This window comes from uncultured Mycobacterium sp., assembly GCF_964249325.1.
In the GTDB taxonomy this organism is placed as follows: Bacteria; Actinomycetota; Actinomycetes; order Mycobacteriales; family Mycobacteriaceae; genus Mycobacterium.
The window spans coordinates 1-19,850 of sequence record NZ_CAXUCH010000034.1; the positions used below are offsets into that span (position 1 = coordinate 1).

A 19,850-nucleotide genomic window follows, 5' to 3' on the forward strand; every position below is an offset into this window, starting at 1 on the left:
CCGCGCAAGCCTTCGGTCGCGGCGCGCGGGGCTTGGCCGCGATGATCGCCTCGGTCGCGGCGGTGTGCGACTTGGACCGCGTCGTCATCGGCGGGGGAGTGGCCAACGCGGGGCCACTGCTCTTCGACCCGCTTCGCGCGGCGCTGGCCGAGCACACCGGCTTGGACTTCCTCGCCGGGCTGCGCGTGCTGCCGGCCGAGCTCGGCGCCGACGCCGGTCTGATCGGTGCGGCCATGCTCGCCGGGCTGTGAGCCGGTGTATATGCCTTTTGCCCGCCTTCGGCGACGTGATCGCCGTTTTGGCTGATAACCGCCGCCACGCTATTGTGGTGGCCGATCCACCGAAGACCGTCGGTCACCGAGTAATCGGTTGAAAGCCCGGGATATCCCGGCGGCCCACGCAGGAGGACGAGGCCACTACGTCGGCGCATGCCGACCATTCGCGTCCCGACCGCATCCTGCGTCGGGGCGTTCGTCATTTCCGGGCATGTCGGTCAAAGCCGTGGATGCGCAAGGGCTTTCACTTCAGGAGGTATGCATGGGCAGGGCTGAGAAGGCCACCGCCGTTGCAGACATCGCCGAGCAGTTCAAGGCCTCGACGGCGACTCTGATCACCGAATACCGCGGCCTGACGGTAGCCAACCTGGCCGAGCTGCGCCGCTCACTGGGCAGCTCAGCCACCTATTCGGTGGCGAAGAACACGCTGGTGAAGCGCGCTGCCTCGGAGGCGGGCATCGAGGGTCTAGACGAGTTGTTCGTCGGCCCGACCGCGATCGCCTTCGTCAGCGGTGAGCCGGTCGATGCAGCCAAAGCCATCAAGACGTTCGCCAAAGAGCACAAGGCGTTGGTCATCAAGGGCGGCTACATGGACGGTCACCCGCTGACCGTCGCCGAGGTTGAGCGCATCGCCGACCTCGAGTCGCGCGAAGTGCTGCTGGCCAAGCTGGCCGGCGCGATGAAAGGCAACCTGGCGAAGGCCGCCGGTCTGTTCAACGCGCCGGCATCGCAGGTGGCCCGGCTTGCCGCCGCGCTGCAGGAAAAGAAAGAGGCCGCACCTGCGGCTGCCGAAACTCCCGCCTCCGAAACCGAAAGCCCGGAATAACCCACCACCCCGGACCGCAATAAGTAATTAGGAAGGACCCCACCATGGCAAAGCTGTCCACTGACGAACTGCTCGACGCATTCAAGGAAATGACGCTGTTGGAGCTCTCCGACTTCGTCAAGAAGTTCGAGGAGACCTTCGAGGTCACCGCGGCGGCCCCGGTAGCCGCCGTGGCCGCCGCTCCCGGCGGCGCACCGGCCGCCGAGGAAGCCGGCGAGGAACAGTCCGAGTTCGACGTCGTCTTGGAGTCGGCTGGCGACAAGAAGATCGGCGTGATCAAGGTGGTCCGCGAGATCGTCTCGGGTCTGGGCCTCAAGGAGGCCAAGGACCTGGTCGACAGCGCGCCCAAGCCGCTGCTGGAGAAGGTGGCCAAGGAAGCCGCCGACGAGGCCAAGAGCAAGCTCGAGGCCGCCGGCGCCACCGTCACCGTCAAGTAGGCCGGCCAAACCCCGGGACCGCGCCGCGGTCCCGGGGTTTGTCATTGCTCAGGCGCGTTCAATCGCCGCCCGCAGCGACTGCTGCACCCGTTCTGCGGAATCACCCAGGGCCACAAGCAGATTCGACGTCCCAGAGGCAAGCACCGGGCCCACGGCCGCGCCGCCGGCGCCGTAATGGCCGGCCAGTTCCAGCATCACGAACCCGTGAATCAGCGCCCAGAACTGGCCAGCGACCGTCACCACCGCGGCGTCGTCGTCGGGTGATCCCGCGGTAATCCGGCCAGCCTGCATCGACCGGTGCACAGCCGACACCAAGTGCGCGAAGCTCGGGTAGTGGTCGCTGATCTTCGCCACGCTCAGCGCAAGCAATTCGTGTGCCGGCGCGTTGATGCCGTGCGCGCTGGTGCTGCCGAACATCAGCCGGTACATGTGCGGACGCTCGATGGCGTACCGCCGATAGGCGATACCGATGGCGATCAGGTCGGCGACCGGATCGGGCGTCTCCGGCACCGCCAGCGCAGCGGCGAACTGCCGCAACCCCTCCTCGGCGACAGCGGCGATCAATCCGCGCATCCCGCCGAAGTGGGTGTACACCGCCATCGTCGACGTGCCGGCGGCGTTGGCCACCTTGCGAGTCTGCAGCGCATCGGGGCCATGCTCGTCGAGCAAGCCGACAGCGGCATGCAGCAGCTTGTCGCGCACGCTCGGCTCGATCTGCGAAGTCATCGTTGCCATCGTCGCACATGACGTGTACCCTGCAATAACATCGTTATACCATCGTTATAGGAGTGCCCGTGACCACTGCTTCCCCAATCCGTCAGAGCGCCGCCTCGCGCAACCCGTACCTAGAGGGCTTTCTGGGGCCCGTCCACACCGAGGTGACCGCCACCGACTTACCGGTTACCGGCCACATTCCCGCCCACCTGGACGGGCGCTACCTGCGCAACGGGCCCAACCCGGTCGCCGACGTCGACCCGGCCATCTATCACTGGTTCAGCGGAGACGGCATGGTTCACGGCGTGGCGCTGCGCGACGGCAGGGCGCACTGGTACCGCAACCGCTGGATCCGTAGCCCGGGCGTGTGCGCAGCCCTCGGCGAGCCCGCGCCGGCCCGACTCGACCCACGGGCCGGGATGCTGTCCCTCGGGGCCAATACCAACGTGCTCGCCCACGCCGGGCGCACGCTGGCGCTCGTGGAAGGCGGCGTCGCCAACTACGAGCTCACCGACGAGCTCGACACCGTGGGCACCTGCGACTTCGACGGCACCCTGGCCGGCGGGTACACCGCGCACCCGCATCGCGATCCGCGAACCGGCGAGCTGCACGCGGTGTCCTATTCGTTCGCGCGCGGCAATACCGTCCAGTACTCGGTGATTGACCCGCACGGACGGGCGCGCCGCACCGTCGACATCGAAGTGGGCGGGTCGCCGGCGATCCACGACTTTTCGCTGACCGACAAATACGTCGTCATCTACGACCTGCCGGTGACGTTCGATCCGGTGCAGGCGCTACCGGCGAATGTTCCTCGCTGGCTGGGCTTGCCGGCCCGGCTGGTGCTGCAGTCGCTGATCGGGCGCGTCTCGATACCGAGCCCGATCATGGCGAGGGTCAACCGCGACCCGAAGCGCAGCGACCGCTACCCGTATGCGTGGAACCCGAAGTATCAGGCCCGAATCGGCGTCATGCCCCGCGAGGGCGGCAACGCTGACATCCGGTGGTTCGACATCGAACCGTGCTACGTGTTCCACCCGGTCAATGCGTATTCCGAGGACGGTGACGACGGCGAAGTCCTCGTGCTCGACGTGGTGCGCTACGACCGCATGTTCGAGCGTGACCGGCGCGGGCCCGGCGACACCCGCCCGACCTTGGATCGATGGACCGTCAACCTGGGAACCGGATCGGTGACCGCCGAACGGCGCGACGACCGCTCGCAAGAGTTCCCCCGTATCAACGAGAATCTGACCGGCCGCCGGCACCGCTTCGGCTACACCGTGGGACTGGACGACGGATACCTCTCTGGTGGTGCATCGGCGATGCGGACGTCGGTGTACAAGCACGACTACCTGACTGGGGCCACGGCTGTCGCCGCCCTCGACCCGGACCTGCTGATCGGGGAAATGTGCTTCGTGCCAGCGCCGGCGAGCGGCTCGCAGGACCACGCTGAAGACAATGGCATCCTCATGGGCTACGGCTACCACCGCAGCCGCGACGAGGGGCAACTGCTGTTACTCGACGCCCAGACCTGCGAATCGGTTGCGACCGTGCATTTGCCACAGCGGGTGCCGATGGGATTCCACGGCAATTGGGCGCCGAATACCTGATGCTTGGGAAGGTTGTGACGGCCTAAGGCAATGCTTAGCCGGTTGCGCTACAGTGACTCATACCACAGGCCACGGCTAGGTGGCGGGAGAACGTCGGAGGAAGGGTTTCCCATGGGTACCGCTATAGAAGTCGAGGGAGTGACCAAGTCCTTCGGACCCGCGAGAGTCTTCGAAGACGTCACCATGGAGGTCCCCGCCGGTGAGGTCAGTGTGCTGCTGGGCCCCTCCGGCACCGGTAAATCGGTGTTCCTGAAGTGTCTGATCGGTTTGCTCAAGCCGGAGCGTGGCTCGATCATCGTCGACGGCACCGACATCACCGAGTGCTCGGCCAAGGAGCTCTATGAGATCCGCCGGCTGTTTGGCGTCATGTTCCAGGACGGGGCGCTGTTCGGGTCGATGAACCTCTTCGACAACGTCGCGTTCCCGCTTCGCGAGCACACGAAGAAAAAAGAAGGCGAAATCCGTGACATCGTCATGGAGAAGCTGGCCATGGTCGGTATGGCCGGTGACGAGAAGAAGTTCCCGGGCGAGATCTCCGGTGGTATGCGCAAGCGTGCCAGTCTGGCCCGCTCACTGGTACTGGACCCGGAGATCATCCTCTGTGACGAGCCCGACTCCGGTTTGGACCCGGTTCGCACCGCCTACTTGAGCCAGTTGCTGATCGACATCAATGCCCAGATCGACGCCACCATCTTCATCGTGACCCACAACATCAACATTGCCCGCACTGTCCCGGACAACATGGGCATGCTGTTCCGCCGCAAGCTGGTGATGTTCGGTCCTCGGGAAGTGTTGTTGACCAGCGACGAGCCGGTCGTGCGTCAGTTCCTCAACGGCCGTCGCATCGGCCCGATCGGGATGTCCGAGGAAAAGGACGAGGCGACCATGGCTGAGGAGCAGGCCCACATCGAAGCCGGCCACCACGGCGGTGGTGTCGAGGAGCTCGAGGGTGTGCCGCCGCAGATCACCGCTACACCGGGCATGCCGGAGCGCCAGGCGGTCAAGCGCCGCCAGGAGCGCGTCCGGCGCAACCTGCACCTGCTGCCCAAGGATGCCCAGGAAGCGATCCTGGAATCGTTCCGCAATGAGGGCGTCGAGGACGTGGGCTCGCGGCAGGAATTCGACCGTGACAGCGGTCGTCATCGCGGCGACGAGGAAGAAACCGCGACGATGCCCGCGCAGCGGCAGTAACCGACAGCCAGCTCGCTCGTCCGAAAGGAAAGTCCTCGATAAACTCCACGACAACTAGGCGCGTCACCTCTTGACGGAAGGGCGCAAACGGGTCAGTCTGTTGGGCAGCATGCGTGCACGATTGGTCGAGACGCCAGCCAGCGCCCGATACGCGGATATCGCTCGTGCACGGTAGTTGAGGAATGCGCAGTCCTGCGCTATTGTTGGACGTTGCGCTGGCTGCATCCTGCCCATCTCACCGCTACCTGACACCGTGGTCTTGGCCTGAGTCCTATTTCTGGCTCAGCGACCTAGTTGCGTGCGTGGAGACCCGGACGGATCGTTCGCCAGCCGAACCTACATAGTTACCGCGGCGAACAGGTTCAAAACCGGCGAGCCGCACGAGGTGCTGGAAGGATGCATCTTGGCAGTCTCCCGCCAGAGCAAGAAAAACCCCTCAGGTACTCAGAATTCTTCTTACAACTCCGTTCCGGGAGCACCCAACCGAATTTCCTTCGCCAAGCTGCGGGAACCACTCGAGGTTCCCGGTCTGCTCGACGTGCAGACCGACTCCTTCGAGTGGCTGATCGGATCACCCCGTTGGCGTGAGGCCGCTATCGCTCGCGGCGAAGAAAGTCCGGTCGGTGGGCTCGAAGAAGTGCTGAACGAGCTCTCGCCGATCGAGGACTTCTCCGGCTCGATGTCGCTGTCCTTCTCCGACCCGCGCTTCGACGAGGTCAAGGCGCCCGTCGACGAGTGCAAAGACAAGGACATGACGTACGCGGCGCCGCTGTTCGTCACCGCCGAGTTCATCAACAACAACACCGGCGAGATCAAGAGCCAGACGGTGTTCATGGGCGACTTCCCGATGATGACCGAGAAGGGCACGTTCATCATCAACGGGACCGAGCGGGTCGTGGTCAGCCAGCTGGTGCGCTCGCCCGGCGTGTATTTCGACGAGACCATCGACAAGTCCACGGACAAGACGCTGCACAGCGTCAAGGTCATTCCGAGCCGCGGCGCGTGGCTGGAGTTCGACGTCGACAAGCGCGACACCGTCGGCGTGCGCATCGACCGCAAGCGCCGCCAGCCGGTCACCGTGCTGCTCAAGGCGCTGGGCTGGACCAACGAGCGGATCACCGAGCGATTCGGCTTCTCCGAGATCATGATGTCGACGCTGGAGAAGGACAACACCGCCGGCACCGACGAGGCGCTGCTGGACATTTATCGCAAGCTGCGCCCGGGCGAACCGCCGACCAAGGAGTCCGCGCAGACCCTGCTGGAGAACCTGTTCTTCAAGGAGAAGCGTTACGACCTGGCCCGGGTGGGTCGCTACAAGGTCAACAAGAAGCTCGGCCTGAACGCCAAGAACGCACCCACCACCACGACGCTCACCGAAGAGGACGTCGTCGCCACCATCGAGTACTTGGTGCGCCTGCACGAGGGCCACGCCACGATGACGGTGCCCGGCGGCATCGAGGTGCCGGTGGAGACCGACGACATCGACCACTTCGGCAACCGGCGGCTGCGCACGGTCGGCGAGCTGATCCAGAACCAGATCCGGGTCGGCATGTCCCGGATGGAGCGGGTGGTCCGCGAGCGAATGACCACTCAGGACGTCGAGGCGATCACGCCGCAGACCCTGATCAACATCCGCCCGGTGGTGGCCGCGATCAAGGAGTTCTTCGGCACCAGCCAGCTCTCGCAGTTCATGGACCAGAACAATCCGCTGTCCGGGCTCACCCACAAGCGCCGGCTCTCGGCGCTGGGTCCCGGTGGTCTGTCGCGTGAGCGGGCCGGGCTGGAAGTCCGCGACGTGCACTCCAGCCACTACGGCCGGATGTGTCCGATCGAGACCCCGGAAGGCCCGAACATCGGTCTGATCGGCTCGCTGTCGGTGTACGCCCGGGTCAACCCGTTCGGGTTCATCGAGACGCCGTACCGCAAGGTGGTCGACGGTGTGGTCACCGACGAGATCGAGTACTTGACCGCCGACGAGGAGGACCGCCACGTGGTGGCGCAGGCCAACTCCCCGATCGACGAGAACGGCCGATTCACCGAGCCCCGTGTGCTGGTGCGCCGCAAGGCCGGCGAGGTCGAGTACGTGTCGTCGTCCGAGGTGGACTACATGGACGTCTCGCCGCGCCAGATGGTCTCGGTGGCCACCGCCATGATTCCGTTCCTCGAGCACGACGACGCCAACCGCGCCCTGATGGGTGCCAACATGCAGCGCCAGGCGGTTCCGCTGGTGCGCAGCGAGGCACCGCTGGTGGGCACCGGGATGGAGCTGCGCGCCGCGATCGACGCCGGTGACGTCGTCGTCGCCGACAAGAGCGGCGTCATCGAGGAGGTGTCGGCCGACTACATCACGGTGATGGCCGACGACGGCACCCGGCACACCTACCGGCTGCGCAAGTTCGCCCGCTCCAACCACGGCACCTGCGCCAACCAGCGCCCGATCGTCGACGCCGGTGATCGGGTGGAGGCCGGCCAGGTGATCGCCGACGGCCCGTGCACCGAGCACGGCGAGATGGCGCTGGGCCGCAACCTGCTGGTCGCGATCATGCCGTGGGAAGGCCACAACTACGAGGACGCGATCATCATCTCCAACCGGCTCGTCGAGGAAGACATCCTCACTTCGATCCACATCGAGGAGCACGAGATCGACGCCCGTGACACCAAGCTGGGCGCCGAGGAGATCACCCGCGACATCCCCAACGTGTCCGACGAGGTACTGGCCGACCTCGACGAGCGGGGCATCGTGCGCATCGGCGCCGAGGTCCGCGACGGCGACATCCTGGTCGGCAAGGTCACCCCGAAGGGGGAAACCGAGCTGACCCCGGAGGAGCGACTGCTGCGCGCGATATTCGGCGAAAAGGCCCGCGAGGTCCGCGACACCTCACTGAAGGTGCCGCACGGCGAGTCCGGCAAGGTCATCGGCATCCGAGTGTTCTCCCGCGAGGACGACGACGAGCTGCCGGCCGGAGTCAACGAGCTGGTCCGCGTCTACGTGGCCCAGAAGCGCAAGATCTCCGACGGCGACAAGCTGGCCGGCCGGCACGGCAACAAGGGCGTGATCGGCAAGATCCTGCCGCAGGAGGACATGCCGTTCCTGCCGGACGGTACCCCGGTCGACATCATCCTCAACACCCACGGGGTGCCGCGACGGATGAACATCGGCCAAATCCTCGAGACGCACCTGGGCTGGTGCGCCCACAGCGGGTGGAAGATCGACACCTCCACCGGGGTGCCGGACTGGGCGTCCAAGCTGCCCGAGCAGTTGCTGGAGGCCGAGCCCAACAAGATCGTCGCCACACCGGTGTTCGACGGTGCCCAGGAAGCCGAGCTGCAGGGGCTGCTGTCGGCCACGCTGCCCAGCCGCGACGGCGAGGTGCTGGTCGACGGCGACGGCAAGGCGGTGCTCTTCGACGGGCGGTCCGGTGAGCCGTTCCCGTACCCGGTGACTGTCGGCTTCATGTACATCATGAAGCTGCACCACCTGGTGGACGACAAGATCCATGCTCGCTCGACCGGGCCGTACTCGATGATCACCCAACAGCCGCTGGGCGGTAAGGCGCAGTTCGGTGGCCAGCGGTTCGGTGAGATGGAGTGCTGGGCCATGCAGGCCTACGGCGCGGCCTACACGCTGCAGGAGCTGTTGACCATCAAGTCTGACGACACCGTCGGGCGGGTCAAGGTGTACGAGGCGATCGTCAAGGGCGAGAACATTCCCGAGCCGGGTATCCCCGAGTCGTTCAAGGTGCTGCTCAAGGAACTGCAGTCACTGTGCCTCAACGTCGAGGTGCTCTCGTCCGACGGTGCTGCCATCGAGTTGCGCGAAGGCGAAGACGAGGACCTGGAACGCGCCGCGGCCAACTTGGGAATCAACTTGTCGCGCAACGAATCCGCCTCTGTCGAGGACCTTGCTTAATTATCTAGTCACCAAACCCGCAAGGGGAAAGGGAGTTACGTGCTAGACGTCAACTTCTTCGATGAACTCCGCATCGGCCTCGCCACCGCGGACGACATCAGGCAGTGGTCTTACGGCGAAGTCAAGAAGCCGGAGACCATCAACTACCGCACGCTCAAGCCGGAGAAGGACGGCCTGTTCTGCGAGAAGATCTTCGGACCGACTCGCGACTGGGAGTGCTACTGCGGCAAGTACAAGCGCGTGCGCTTCAAGGGCATCATCTGTGAGCGCTGCGGTGTCGAGGTGACCCGCGCCAAGGTGCGCCGCGAGCGGATGGGCCACATTGAGCTGGCCGCACCCGTCACCCACATCTGGTACTTCAAGGGCGTGCCGTCGCGGTTGGGCTACCTGCTCGACCTGGCGCCGAAGGACCTCGAGAAGATCATCTACTTCGCGGCCTACGTCATCACCGACGTCGACGACGAGATGCGGCACAACGAGCTGTCGACGCTGGAAGCCGAGATGGCCACCGAGCGCAAGCAGATCGAGGACCAGCGCGACGCCGAGTTGGAGGCGCGTGCCCAAAAGCTGGAGGCCGACCTGGCCGAGCTGGAGGCCGAAGGCGCGAAAGCTGATGCGCGGCGCAAGGTTCGCGACGGCGGCGAGCGGGAGATGCGCCAGATCCGCGACCGTGCGCAGCGCGAGCTGGACCGGCTGCAGGAGATCTGGGACACCTTCACCAAACTGGCCCCCAAGCAGCTGATCGTCGACGAAAACCTCTACCGCGAGCTGGTCGACCGCTACGGCGAGTACTTCACCGGCGCAATGGGCGCCGAGGCGATCCAGAAGCTGATCGAGAACTTCGACATCGAGGCGGAGGCCGATGCGCTGCGTGAGGTCATCCGAAGCGGCAAGGGGCAGAAGAAGCTTCGTGCTTTGAAGCGGTTGAAGGTGGTCGCGGCGTTCCAGCAGTCGTCCAACTCGCCGATGGGCATGGTGCTCGACGCCGTCCCGGTGATCCCGCCGGAACTGCGCCCGATGGTGCAGCTCGACGGTGGGCGGTTCGCCACTTCTGATTTGAACGACCTGTACCGTCGCGTGATCAACCGCAACAACCGGCTCAAGCGGCTGATCGACCTCGGCGCGCCCGAGATCATCGTCAACAACGAAAAGCGGATGCTGCAGGAGTCCGTCGACGCGCTGTTCGACAACGGCCGTCGCGGTCGCCCCGTCACCGGGCCGGGCAACCGTCCGCTGAAGTCGCTCTCCGATCTACTCAAGGGCAAGCAGGGCCGGTTCCGGCAGAACCTGCTCGGTAAGCGTGTTGACTACTCGGGCCGTTCGGTGATCGTGGTCGGCCCGCAGCTCAAGCTGCACCAGTGCGGCCTGCCCAAGCTGATGGCGCTGGAGCTGTTCAAGCCGTTCGTGATGAAGCGGCTGGTCGACCTCAACCACGCGCAAAACATCAAGAGCGCCAAGCGGATGGTGGAGCGTCAGCGTCCGCAGGTGTGGGATGTGCTCGAAGAGGTCATCGCCGAGCATCCGGTGCTGCTCAACCGCGCACCCACCCTGCACCGGTTGGGCATCCAGGCTTTCGAGCCAATGCTGATCGAGGGCAAGGCAATTCAGCTGCACCCGCTGGTGTGTGAGGCGTTCAACGCCGACTTCGACGGCGACCAGATGGCAGTGCACCTGCCATTGAGCGCCGAGGCTCAGGCCGAGGCCCGCATCCTCATGCTGTCCTCGAACAACATCCTGTCGCCGGCGTCGGGGCGGCCGCTGGCCATGCCGCGACTGGACATGGTGACCGGCCTGTACTACCTGACCACCGAAGTGCCCGGCGACACCGGCGAATACCAGCCGGCCACCAAGGATTTGCCGGAAAGCGGCGTGTACAGCTCGCCGGCCGAGGCCATCATGGCGATGGACCGCGGCGCCTTGAGCGTGCGGGCCAAGATCAAGGTACGGCTTTCCCAGCTGCGCCCACCCGTCGAAATCGAGGACGCGCTCTTCGGGCGAAACGGTTGGCGCCCAGGGGATGCCTGGACGGCGGAGACCACGCTCGGCCGGGTGCTGTTCAACGAGCTGCTGCCGATGGGCTATCCGTTCGTCAACAAGCAGATGCACAAGAAGGTGCAGGCCACCATCATCAACGACCTGGCCGAGCGCTACCCGATGATCGTGGTCGCCCAGACCGTCGACAAGCTCAAGGACGCCGGCTTCTACTGGGCCACCCGCTCCGGTGTGACGGTGTCGATGGCCGACGTGCTGGTGCCGCCGAACAAGCAGGAGATCCTCGACGCCTACGAAGAGCGGGCCGACAAGGTCGAAAAGCAGTTCCAGCGTGGCGCGTTGAACCACGACGAGCGCAACGAGGCGCTGGTGGAGATCTGGAAGGAAGCCACCGACGAGGTCGGTCAGGCGCTGCGGGAGCACTACCCCGACGACAACCCGATCATCACGATCGTCGAGTCCGGTGCTACCGGTAACTTCACCCAGACCCGCACGCTGGCGGGAATGAAGGGGCTGGTGACCAACCCGAAGGGTGAGTTCATCCCGCGGCCCATCAAGTCGTCGTTCCGTGAAGGCCTGACGGTGTTGGAGTACTTCATCAACACCCACGGTGCACGAAAAGGCTTGGCCGACACCGCGTTGCGTACCGCGGACTCGGGATATTTGACCCGCCGGCTGGTAGACGTGTCGCAGGACGTCATCGTCCGCGAGGCGGACTGCGGCACCGAGCGCGGCATCACCGTCGAGCTGGCCGAGCGCCAACCCGACGGGACGCTGATCCGCGACCCGTTCATCGAGACCTCGGCATACGCCCGCACGTTGGGCACCGACGCGGTCGACAAGGACGGCAACGTCGTCGTCGAACGCGGCCGAGACTTGGGCGACCCGGAGATCGAGGCGCTGGTGGCCGCCGGTATCACCCAGGTGAAGGTGCGCTCGGTGTTGACCTGTGCGACCGGTATGGGTGTGTGCGCGACCTGCTACGGGCGGTCGATGGCCACCGGCAAGCTGGTCGACATCGGTGAGGCCGTTGGAATCGTTGCCGCGCAGTCGATCGGTGAGCCCGGCACACAGCTGACCATGCGCACGTTCCACCAGGGTGGTGTCGGTGAGGACATCGTCAGCGGTTTGCCGCGGGTGCAAGAGCTGTTCGAGGCCCGGGTGCCGCGTGGCAAGGCGCCGATCGCCGACGTCACCGGACGCATCCGGCTCGAGGAGGGTGAGCGCTTCTACAAGATCACGATCGTCCCCGACGACGGTGGCGAAGAAGTGGTCTACGACAAGCTCTCCAAGCGCCAGCGGCTGCGCGTGTTCAAGCACGAGGACGGCAGCGAGCGCGTGCTCGCCGACGGCGACCACGTCGAGGTGGGCCAGCAGCTGATGGAAGGCTCCGCCGATCCGCACGAGGTGCTGCGCGTGCAGGGCCCCCGCGAGGTGCAGATCCACCTCACCAAGGAGGTCCAGCAGGTCTACCGGGCGCAGGGCGTGTCGATTCACGACAAGCACATCGAGGTGATCGTGCGCCAGATGCTGCGCCGGGTGACGATCATCGACTCGGGCTCGACGGAGTTCCTGCCCGGCTCGCTGATCGACCGTTCGGAGTTCGAGGCCGAGAACCGTCGGGTGGTGGCCGAAGGCGGCGAGCCCGCCGCCGGTCGCCCGGTGCTGATGGGTATCACCAAGGCGTCGCTGGCCACCGACTCGTGGCTGAGCGCGGCGTCGTTCCAGGAGACCACACGAGTGTTGACCGATGCGGCGATCAACTGCCGCAGCGACAAGCTCAACGGTCTGAAGGAGAACGTGATCATCGGCAAGCTGATCCCGGCGGGTACCGGCATCGCCCGCTACCGCAACATCCAGGTGCAGCCCACCGAGGAGGCCCGGGCCGCGGCGTACACGATCCCGTCGTACGAGGATCAGTACTACAGCCCGGACTTCGGCCAGGCCACCGGAGCCGCGGTGCCGCTGGACGACTACGGCTACAGCGACTACCGCTAAGTAGACTGGCCGACGTGCTCATTGGTTCGCACGTAAGCCCGAAGGACCCGCTCGCCGCCGCCGAAGCCGAAGGCGCCGACCTGGTGCAGATCTTTCTCGGCAATCCGCAGAGCTGGAAGAAGCCCAAGCCGCGCGACGACGCTGACCGGCTGAAGGCCTCAAGCCTGCCGCTGTACGTGCATGCTCCCTACCTGATCAACGTCGCCTCGGCCAACAACAGGGTGCGGATCCCGTCGCGCAAGATCCTGCAGGACACCTGCGAGGCGGCCGCCGAAATCGGGGCCACGGCAGTGATCGTGCACGGCGGCCATGCCGACGACGACGACATCGCGGCCGGTTGCGAGCGGTGGCGCAAGGCGATGGAGCGGCTGGAGACCGACGTCCCGGTCTATCTGGAGAACACCGCCGGCGGCGATCACGCGATGGCCCGCCACTTCGAGACCATCGCCCGCCTCTGGGACGACATCGGCGACACCGGTATCGGCTTTTGCCTCGACACCTGCCACGCCTGGGCGGCGGGCGAGGCGCTGATCGACGCCGTCGATCGCATCAAGTCCATCACCGGCCGCATCGATCTGGTGCACTGCAACGACTCCCGGGACGCCGCGGGCTCCGGTGCAGACCGCCATGCCAATATCGGCGCCGGCAACATCGATCCCGAACTGCTTGTGGCCGTCGTGAAAGCGGCTGACGCGCCGGTCGTCTGCGAGACGGCGGACGAGGGACGCAAGGACGACATCGCCTTTCTTCGCGACCGAGTCGGTTAGGCGCCGTGGTCGCTCGGCTCGCGGCGCTGCTCGGTGTGCTTGTCGCGATGTCGGGGTGTTCGGTGTTCCCGACTAGATCGGCGGCACCCGAATTTCCGGGAGGTACCAGCGTGCACACCATCAGAGTCGGCGGCGTCAAGCGGTCGCATCGGGTGTACAAGCCGGCCGACCTGCCGGCTTCCGCGCCGCTGGTCGTCATGCTGCACGGCGGCTTCGGCAACGCCGAGCAAGCCGAAAAAGCTTACGGCTGGGACCAATTGGCTGACAACGCGAAATTCGTGGTGGCCTACCCCGACGGAGTCGGCCGCGCATGGAACACGGGCGGCGGCTGCTGTGGCCGTCCCGCGCGCGACGGCGTCGACGACGTCGGCTTCATTACCGCCGTTGTCGGCGATGTCAGCCATAACATCGGCATCGACAAGCGTCGCGTCTATGCCACCGGGATCAGCAACGGCGGCATGATGAGCTACACGCTGGGGTGCAACACCGGTCTGTTCGCTGCGATCGGCCCGGATTCCGCGACCCAACTCGACCCCTGTAGCGCGGCAAAGCCATTGTCCGTGATGCACATTCACGGAACCGCCGACCAGCTCATCCGTTACCACGGCGGGCGCGGCGCTGGCTTCGCGCATATCGACGGGCCTCCGGTGCCGCAGGTCAATGCCTTCTGGCGCAACGTCGACCACTGCGCACCGCCGAGCGTCAGCACCGACGGCGCTGTCACCACGTCTACGGCCCAGTGTCCTGACAACCGCAGCGTCGTCTTGATCACCGTCGACGGTGGCGGGCATGAGTGGCCGCCGTTCGCCACCCAGACGTTCTGGCAGTTTTTCGCCGCCCACCATGGCTAGCAGTGTTACGTCTCTTGTGCAACTGTCGGCAAAATGTAACACTGAACGCATGCCAGACACCCATGTCGTCACCAACCAGGTTCCGCCGCTGGAGAACCACAACCCCGCATCATCCCCCGTGCTGGTCGAGGCGCTGATCCGCGAAGGCGGACAGTGGGGCCTCGACGAGGTCACCGAACTCGGCGCCATATCGGCCAGCCGTGAAGCGCAACGCTGGGGTGAGCTTGCCGACCGCAACCGCCCGATCCTGCACACTCACGACCGCTACGGGCACCGCATCGACGAGGTGGAGTACGACCCCGCCTATCACGAGCTGATGCGTACGGCGATCCAACACGGCCTGCACGCCGCACCATGGGCCGACGACAGGCCGGGCGCACACGTCGTCCGCGCCGCCAAGACCGGCGTCTGGACCGTCGAACCCGGCCACATGTGCCCGATCTCGATGACCTATGCCGTCATCCCGGCGCTGCGCAACAAGCCCGAGCTGGCCGCCATCTACGAGCCGCTGCTGAGCAGCCGCGAATACGATCCCGAGCTCACAGTGCCCAGCACCAAAGCCGGTATCACCGCCGGCATGTCGATGACCGAAAAGCAGGGCGGCTCCGACGTGCGGGCCGGCACTACCCAGGCCATCCGCAACGCCGACGGAAGCTACAGCCTAACCGGTCACAAGTGGTTCACCTCGGCGCCGATGTCCGACATCTTTTTGGTGCTCGCGCAGGCGCCGGGCGGGCTGTCGTGCTTCTTGCTGCCACGAGTGCTGCCCGACGGCACCCGCAACCGAATGCTGTTGCAGCGCCTGAAGAACAAGCTCGGCAACCACGCCAACGCCTCCAGCGAGGTCGAGTACGACGGTGCCACCGCGTGGCTGGTGGGCGAAGAGGGCCGCGGCGTGCCGACCATCATCGAGATGGTCAACCTCACCAGGCTGGACTGCACACTGGCCAGCGCCACCAGCATGCGCGCGGGCGTCACCCACGCCATCCACCATGCCCAGCACCGCAAAGCATTCGGCGCCTACCTGATCGACCAGCCACTGATGCGAAACGTCTTGGCCGACTTGGCAATCGAAGCCGAGGCCGCCACCATCGTGGCGATGCGGATGGCCGGCGCCACCGACAACGCGGTGCGCGGCGACGAAACAGAAAAGCTGCTGCGCCGCATCGGATTGGCCGCCACCAAGTACTGGGTCTGCAAACGCGCCACCCCGCACGCGGCCGAAGCGATGGAGTGCCTGGGCGGCAACGGCTACATCGAGGACTCCGGCATGCCGCGGCTGTACCGCGAAGCGCCGCTGATGGGCATCTGGGAGGGCTCGGGCAATGTCAGCGCCTTGGACACTTTGCGCGCCATGGCAACTCGGCCCGAATGCGTCGACGTGCTGTTCGACGAGCTGGCCAAGACCGCCGGGCAGGACGCGCGGCTGGACGCGCATGTCGAGCGGCTGAAGCCGCAGCTGGCCGATTACGAGACGATCCAATACCGCGCCCGCAGCATCGCCGAACACATCAGCCTCGCGTTGCAGGGTTCGCTGCTGGTGCGCCACGGGCATCCCGCCGTCGCCGAAGCGTTCGTCGCCACCCGCCTCGACCGCCAGTGGGGCAATGCATTCGGAACCCTGCCGACGGGCCTGGACCTGGCGCCGATCCTCGAGCGGGCGCTGGTCAAAGGATGACTCACGCAATCAGGCCGGTCGACTTCGACAACCTCAAGACGATGACCTACGAGGTCACCGACCGGGTTGCGCGAATCACCTTTAACCGGCCGGAAAAGGGCAACGCGATCATCGCCGACACCCCGCTGGAACTTTCGGCGCTGGTCGAGCGGGCCGACCTGGATCCAGGCGTCCACGTCATCTTGGTGTCCGGCCGCGGCGAAGGGTTTTGCGCGGGCTTTGATCTGAGCGCCTACGCCGACCGGACAGCCTCAGCCGGCGGCGGCAGCACATACAAGGGCACTGTGCTCGACGGCAAGACGCAGGCGATCAACCACCTGCCGAACCAGCCGTGGGACCCAATGATCGACTACCAGATGATGAGCCGGTTCGTGCGCGGGTTTTCCAGCCTGCTGCACGCCGACAAACCGACCGTGGTCAAGATCCACGGCTACTGCGTTGCCGGCGGCACCGACATCGCACTGCACGCCGATCAGATGATCGCCGCCGCCGACGCCAAGATCGGCTACCCGCCGACCAGGGTGTGGGGCGTTCCGGCGGCCGGCATGTGGGCGCACCGGCTCGGTGATCAGCGCGCGAAACGCCTTCTGCTGACGGGGGATTGCATCACCGGCAAGCAGGCTGCGGAATGGGGTTTGGCAGTGGAGGCGCCGGAACCCGACGAGCTGGCCGAGCGCACCGAACGACTCGTACAACGCATCGCCGCGGTGCCGGTCAACCAGCTGATCATGGTCAAGCTTGCGATGAATTCCGCGCTGCTGCAACAGGGTGTGGCGACCAGCAGAATGGTCAGCACGGTGTTCGACGGCATCGCGCGGCACACACCTGAAGGCCACGCGTTTGTCGCCGACGCCGTCGAACACGGCTTCCGCGATGCGGTGCGTCACCGTGACGAGCCGTTCGGCGACTACGGCCGCAAAGCTTCAGGGGTGTAGCCGATGCCGGAAGGGTTGGCGCGTATGACGGCCCGCTCGGTGGTGCTGTCTGTGTTGTTGGGTGCCCATCCAGCCTGGGCCACCGCGGCGGAATTAATAAAGCTGACCATTGACTTCGGTATCAAGGAGACCACGCTGCGGGTCGCGCTGACCCGGATGGTCAGCGCTGGCGACCTGGTTCGCTCCGCTGACGGCTACCGGCTCTCCGATCGGCTGCTGGCCCGCCAGCGGCGCCAGGACGAGGCCATCAGCCCACGGGTGCGGCCGTGGCGCGGGCACTGGACCACCGTCATCGTCACCAGCGTGGGAACCAACGCACGCACCCGGGCCTCGCTGCGGATAACCATGCAGGACAAGCGCTTCGGCGAACTCCGCGAAGGGGTGTGGCTACGCCCCGACAATCTCGACCTAGAGCTGGACTCCGAGGTTCGGACCCGAGTGCGGATTCTCAAGGCTCGCGACGAGGCACCGGCTGAGCTCGCCGAGCAGCTATGGGACTTACGCGGGTGGGCACGAACTGGGCACCGCCTGCTCGACGAGATGGTTTCCGCCGCAGATATTCCCGGCCGGTTCGTGGTGGCCGCGGCAATGGTGCGGCACCTCCTGACCGATCCGGTGTTGCCGAACGAGCTGCTGCCCGACGCGTGGCCCGGTCCCCGGCTGCGCGCCACCTACAACGACTTCGCCGCAGAGCTGATCAGGCGGCGCGACCAGGCTCAACTAGTGGAGGCGACATGAGCCGCGTCGGCGACGATGCAGAGCGCAGCGATGAGGAGGAGCGACGCCATGACTGACGAGGTACGCGTAGAGCACGCCGGCCCAGTGACCACGGTGATATTGAACCGGCCACAGGCTCGCAATGCCGTCAACGGCCCGACGGCTGCCGCGTTGTTCGCAGCGTTCGAGCAGTTCGACCGCGATGACAACGCTTCGGTGGCGGTGTTGTGGGGGGAGGGCGGAACGTTCTGCGCCGGAGCCGATTTGAAGGCATTCGGTACACCCGAGGCCAACGCGGTGCACCGCACCGGGCCTGGGCCGATGGGGCCGACGCGGATGGTGTTGCCCAAGCCGGTGATCGCCGCGGTCAGCGGTTACGCGGTCGCCGGTGGTCTGGAACTCGCGCTGTGGTGCGACCTGCGGGTGGCTGAAGAAGACGCGGTGTTCGGGGTGTTCTGCCGACGCTGGGGTGTTCCGCTGATAGATGGCGGCACGGTCCGGCTGCCGCGGCTCATTGGGCATAGTCGCGCGATGGACATGATCCTCACCGGCCGCGGCGTCAAGGCCGACGAAGCGCTGGCGATCGGATTGGCGAATCGCGTTGTGCCCAAAGGTCAAGCGCGCCAAGCCGCTGAAGAACTGGCCGCTGAACTCGCCGCGCTGCCCCAACAGTGCATGCGTTCGGATCGGCTGTCCGCACTGCATCAGTGGGGCGTGCCGGAGGCCGAGGCGCTCGACGTCGAATTCGCCAGCATTTCCCGGGTCTCCGCAGAGGCTATGGAAGGAGCGGGACGCTTCGCCGCCGGCGCCGGCCGCCACGGCGCGCCAACGGTTGGTTAGCCCTTGGTGATCGTGTTGCCGGAGCCGAGCTTTTCCACCTTCGGGTCACCGTTGTGGTAGGTGACGGTGTTGTTCAGGCCGACCACACTGAGCAGCTTGTCGACCTTGTCGAAGGTGATTTTGTTGTCGGCGCCGCCGATGCTCACCGATGAGCAATTGCCCTTGACGGTGAGCGTGTTGTTGGATCCGCCCACGTTGAGCGATTTACCATCAGCACAGTCGAGGTCGGCGGTGGTCCCGAAAGATCCGTAGTTGAGCGTGTTGCCGACTTGGAACTGGGCGGTAGAACTTCCCGCGCTGCTGGTCGTGGTCGACGGATTCGCGGTGTTGTTCTTCTGGCCGCAGCCGGCCAGCCCGGCACCCGGCAGCACGATCGACAATGTCGAAACCAGCGCTGCCGCCACCAATCTCGGGAAGGTGCGCATTCTTCCTCGATTCGTCAAGTGATTAGTCGGTGTCGCTCGATGTGGCGGTGTTCATGACGGCACCTTGCCGATGCGGTTGGGCATGCCCAGTTCCCGGCCGCGGTCCCTAATAACCGGCTCGCCATTGTGGTAGTACACCGTTTCGTCCCAGCCGTAGACCGTCATGTCGTTGACGACCGTGTCGGCGACGACGGTGTTACCCGAGCCCATCATCGTCACCGCCCAGCACGTTCCCAATGCGTTGACGGTATTCGAGGTGCCGTCGACCAACAGCGTCGAATCATTGCAGTCCACGGTCTGATTGACGCCCTGCCCGGTGACGTGGGTGTCGCCGTTTTTGGCGTGGGCCACCGGTGCGCTGACGGCCAGCGCGGTCGGGATGGCGACGGCGCAGGCAGCCAGCGCGCTGCTGACGGTTCTCCAGTTCACCCCGAGCCCCTCTCACCATGGCATGTGCTCTGACCGCCTGAGCCTACGTGCACCCGTTGCGCGATGGGTAACTTCGTCCATTTGGCGCGGGCTTGGACATCGCCGCGAGGCGACTCCTCCTCGCGCCGCTACGCAGCGCTCGTCGTCGTCGACGTGATCTAACCGGTCCGACTCCTCCTCGCGCCGCTACCCGGCGCTCGTCGTCGTCGGACTAGAGTTCTTGGCTGACCTTGGATCCATCGAAGGGGTGACCCGACC

At 65.7% G+C, this 19,850-nt stretch carries 16 protein-coding genes; 13 read left to right on the forward strand and 3 right to left on the reverse strand.

The window, feature by feature from the left end; translation table 11 throughout:
• The 3 genes from ACFE99_RS06935 to rplL all read left to right on the forward strand — a co-directional run.
• A partial coding sequence (locus ACFE99_RS06935) for an ROK family protein (protein ID WP_375483707.1) occupies window positions 1–251 on the forward strand: 251 nt, incomplete at its 5' end.
• 286 nt (window positions 252–537) lie between these two features.
• Window positions 538–1,101: a 50S ribosomal protein L10 gene (rplJ, locus tag ACFE99_RS06940; protein ID WP_375483709.1), complete on the forward strand. Its 564-nt coding sequence runs from the start codon at window positions 538–540 to the stop codon at window positions 1,099–1,101.
• A gap of 44 nt (window positions 1,102–1,145) precedes the next feature.
• Window positions 1,146–1,538: a 50S ribosomal protein L7/L12 gene (gene rplL, locus ACFE99_RS06945; RefSeq protein WP_375483711.1), complete on the forward strand. Its 393-nt coding sequence runs from the start codon at window positions 1,146–1,148 to the stop codon at window positions 1,536–1,538.
• Window positions 1,539–1,586: 48 nt separating this feature from the next.
• Here the strand turns inward: rplL and ACFE99_RS06950 are convergent, their stop codons facing one another.
• Entirely contained in the window at window positions 1,587–2,264 is a 678-nt protein-coding gene (locus tag ACFE99_RS06950) for a TetR/AcrR family transcriptional regulator (protein ID WP_375483713.1), read from the reverse strand.
• 68 nt (window positions 2,265–2,332) lie between these two features.
• Between ACFE99_RS06950 and ACFE99_RS06955 the strand changes: the two genes are divergently transcribed.
• The 10 genes from ACFE99_RS06955 (at window position 2,333) to ACFE99_RS07000 (ending at window position 18,738) form a co-directional block, all read left to right on the forward strand.
• A complete protein-coding gene (locus tag ACFE99_RS06955) occupies window positions 2,333–3,859 on the forward strand; it encodes a carotenoid oxygenase family protein (protein ID WP_375483715.1) in 1,527 nt (508 codons plus the stop codon).
• 111 nt (window positions 3,860–3,970) lie between these two features.
• Window positions 3,971–5,050, forward strand: a complete 1,080-nt coding sequence (locus tag ACFE99_RS06960; protein WP_375483717.1) for an ABC transporter ATP-binding protein — start codon at window positions 3,971–3,973, stop codon at window positions 5,048–5,050.
• A 403-nt stretch (window positions 5,051–5,453) separates the two neighbouring features.
• Entirely contained in the window at window positions 5,454–8,960 is a 3,507-nt protein-coding gene (locus ACFE99_RS06965; RefSeq protein ID WP_375483719.1) for a DNA-directed RNA polymerase subunit beta, read from the forward strand.
• A 39-nt stretch (window positions 8,961–8,999) separates the two neighbouring features.
• Window positions 9,000–12,950, forward strand: a complete 3,951-nt coding sequence (locus ACFE99_RS06970; RefSeq protein WP_375483721.1) for a DNA-directed RNA polymerase subunit beta' — start codon at window positions 9,000–9,002, stop codon at window positions 12,948–12,950.
• Between the two features lie 14 nt (window positions 12,951–12,964).
• Window positions 12,965–13,717, forward strand: coding sequence for a deoxyribonuclease IV (locus ACFE99_RS06975; protein WP_375483723.1), 753 nt, complete (start codon window positions 12,965–12,967; stop codon window positions 13,715–13,717).
• Window positions 13,718–13,722: 5 nt separating this feature from the next.
• On the forward strand, window positions 13,723–14,568 hold the full coding sequence (locus tag ACFE99_RS06980) for an alpha/beta hydrolase family esterase (protein ID WP_375483725.1): 846 nt from the start codon (window positions 13,723–13,725) through the stop codon (window positions 14,566–14,568).
• 49 nt (window positions 14,569–14,617) lie between these two features.
• Complete coding sequence (locus ACFE99_RS06985; RefSeq protein WP_375483727.1) at window positions 14,618–16,246, forward strand: acyl-CoA dehydrogenase family protein; 1,629 nt, start codon at window positions 14,618–14,620, stop codon at window positions 16,244–16,246.
• Window positions 16,243–17,181: a crotonase/enoyl-CoA hydratase family protein gene (locus ACFE99_RS06990; RefSeq protein ID WP_375483729.1), complete on the forward strand. Its 939-nt coding sequence runs from the start codon at window positions 16,243–16,245 to the stop codon at window positions 17,179–17,181. The genes ACFE99_RS06985 and ACFE99_RS06990 overlap by 4 nt, the downstream gene beginning before the upstream one ends.
• 15 nt (window positions 17,182–17,196) lie before the next feature.
• Window positions 17,197–17,919 (forward strand): PaaX family transcriptional regulator C-terminal domain-containing protein, encoded by a 723-nt coding sequence (locus tag ACFE99_RS06995; protein ID WP_375483746.1) that lies wholly within the window; start codon window positions 17,197–17,199, stop codon window positions 17,917–17,919.
• 48 nt (window positions 17,920–17,967) lie between these two features.
• On the forward strand, window positions 17,968–18,738 hold the full coding sequence (locus tag ACFE99_RS07000) for a crotonase/enoyl-CoA hydratase family protein (protein WP_375483731.1): 771 nt from the start codon (window positions 17,968–17,970) through the stop codon (window positions 18,736–18,738).
• On the opposite strand, the gene ACFE99_RS07005 is transcribed toward ACFE99_RS07000, so the two are convergent.
• On the reverse strand, window positions 18,735–19,163 hold the full coding sequence (locus tag ACFE99_RS07005) for a DUF3060 domain-containing protein (RefSeq protein WP_375483733.1): 429 nt from the start codon (window positions 19,161–19,163) through the stop codon (window positions 18,735–18,737). The two genes, ACFE99_RS07000 and ACFE99_RS07005, sit on opposite strands and share 4 nt — an antisense overlap.
• A gap of 51 nt (window positions 19,164–19,214) precedes the next feature.
• A complete protein-coding gene (locus tag ACFE99_RS07010) occupies window positions 19,215–19,592 on the reverse strand; it encodes a DUF3060 domain-containing protein (RefSeq protein WP_375483735.1) in 378 nt (125 codons plus the stop codon).
• Window positions 19,593–19,850 lie beyond the last annotated feature (258 nt).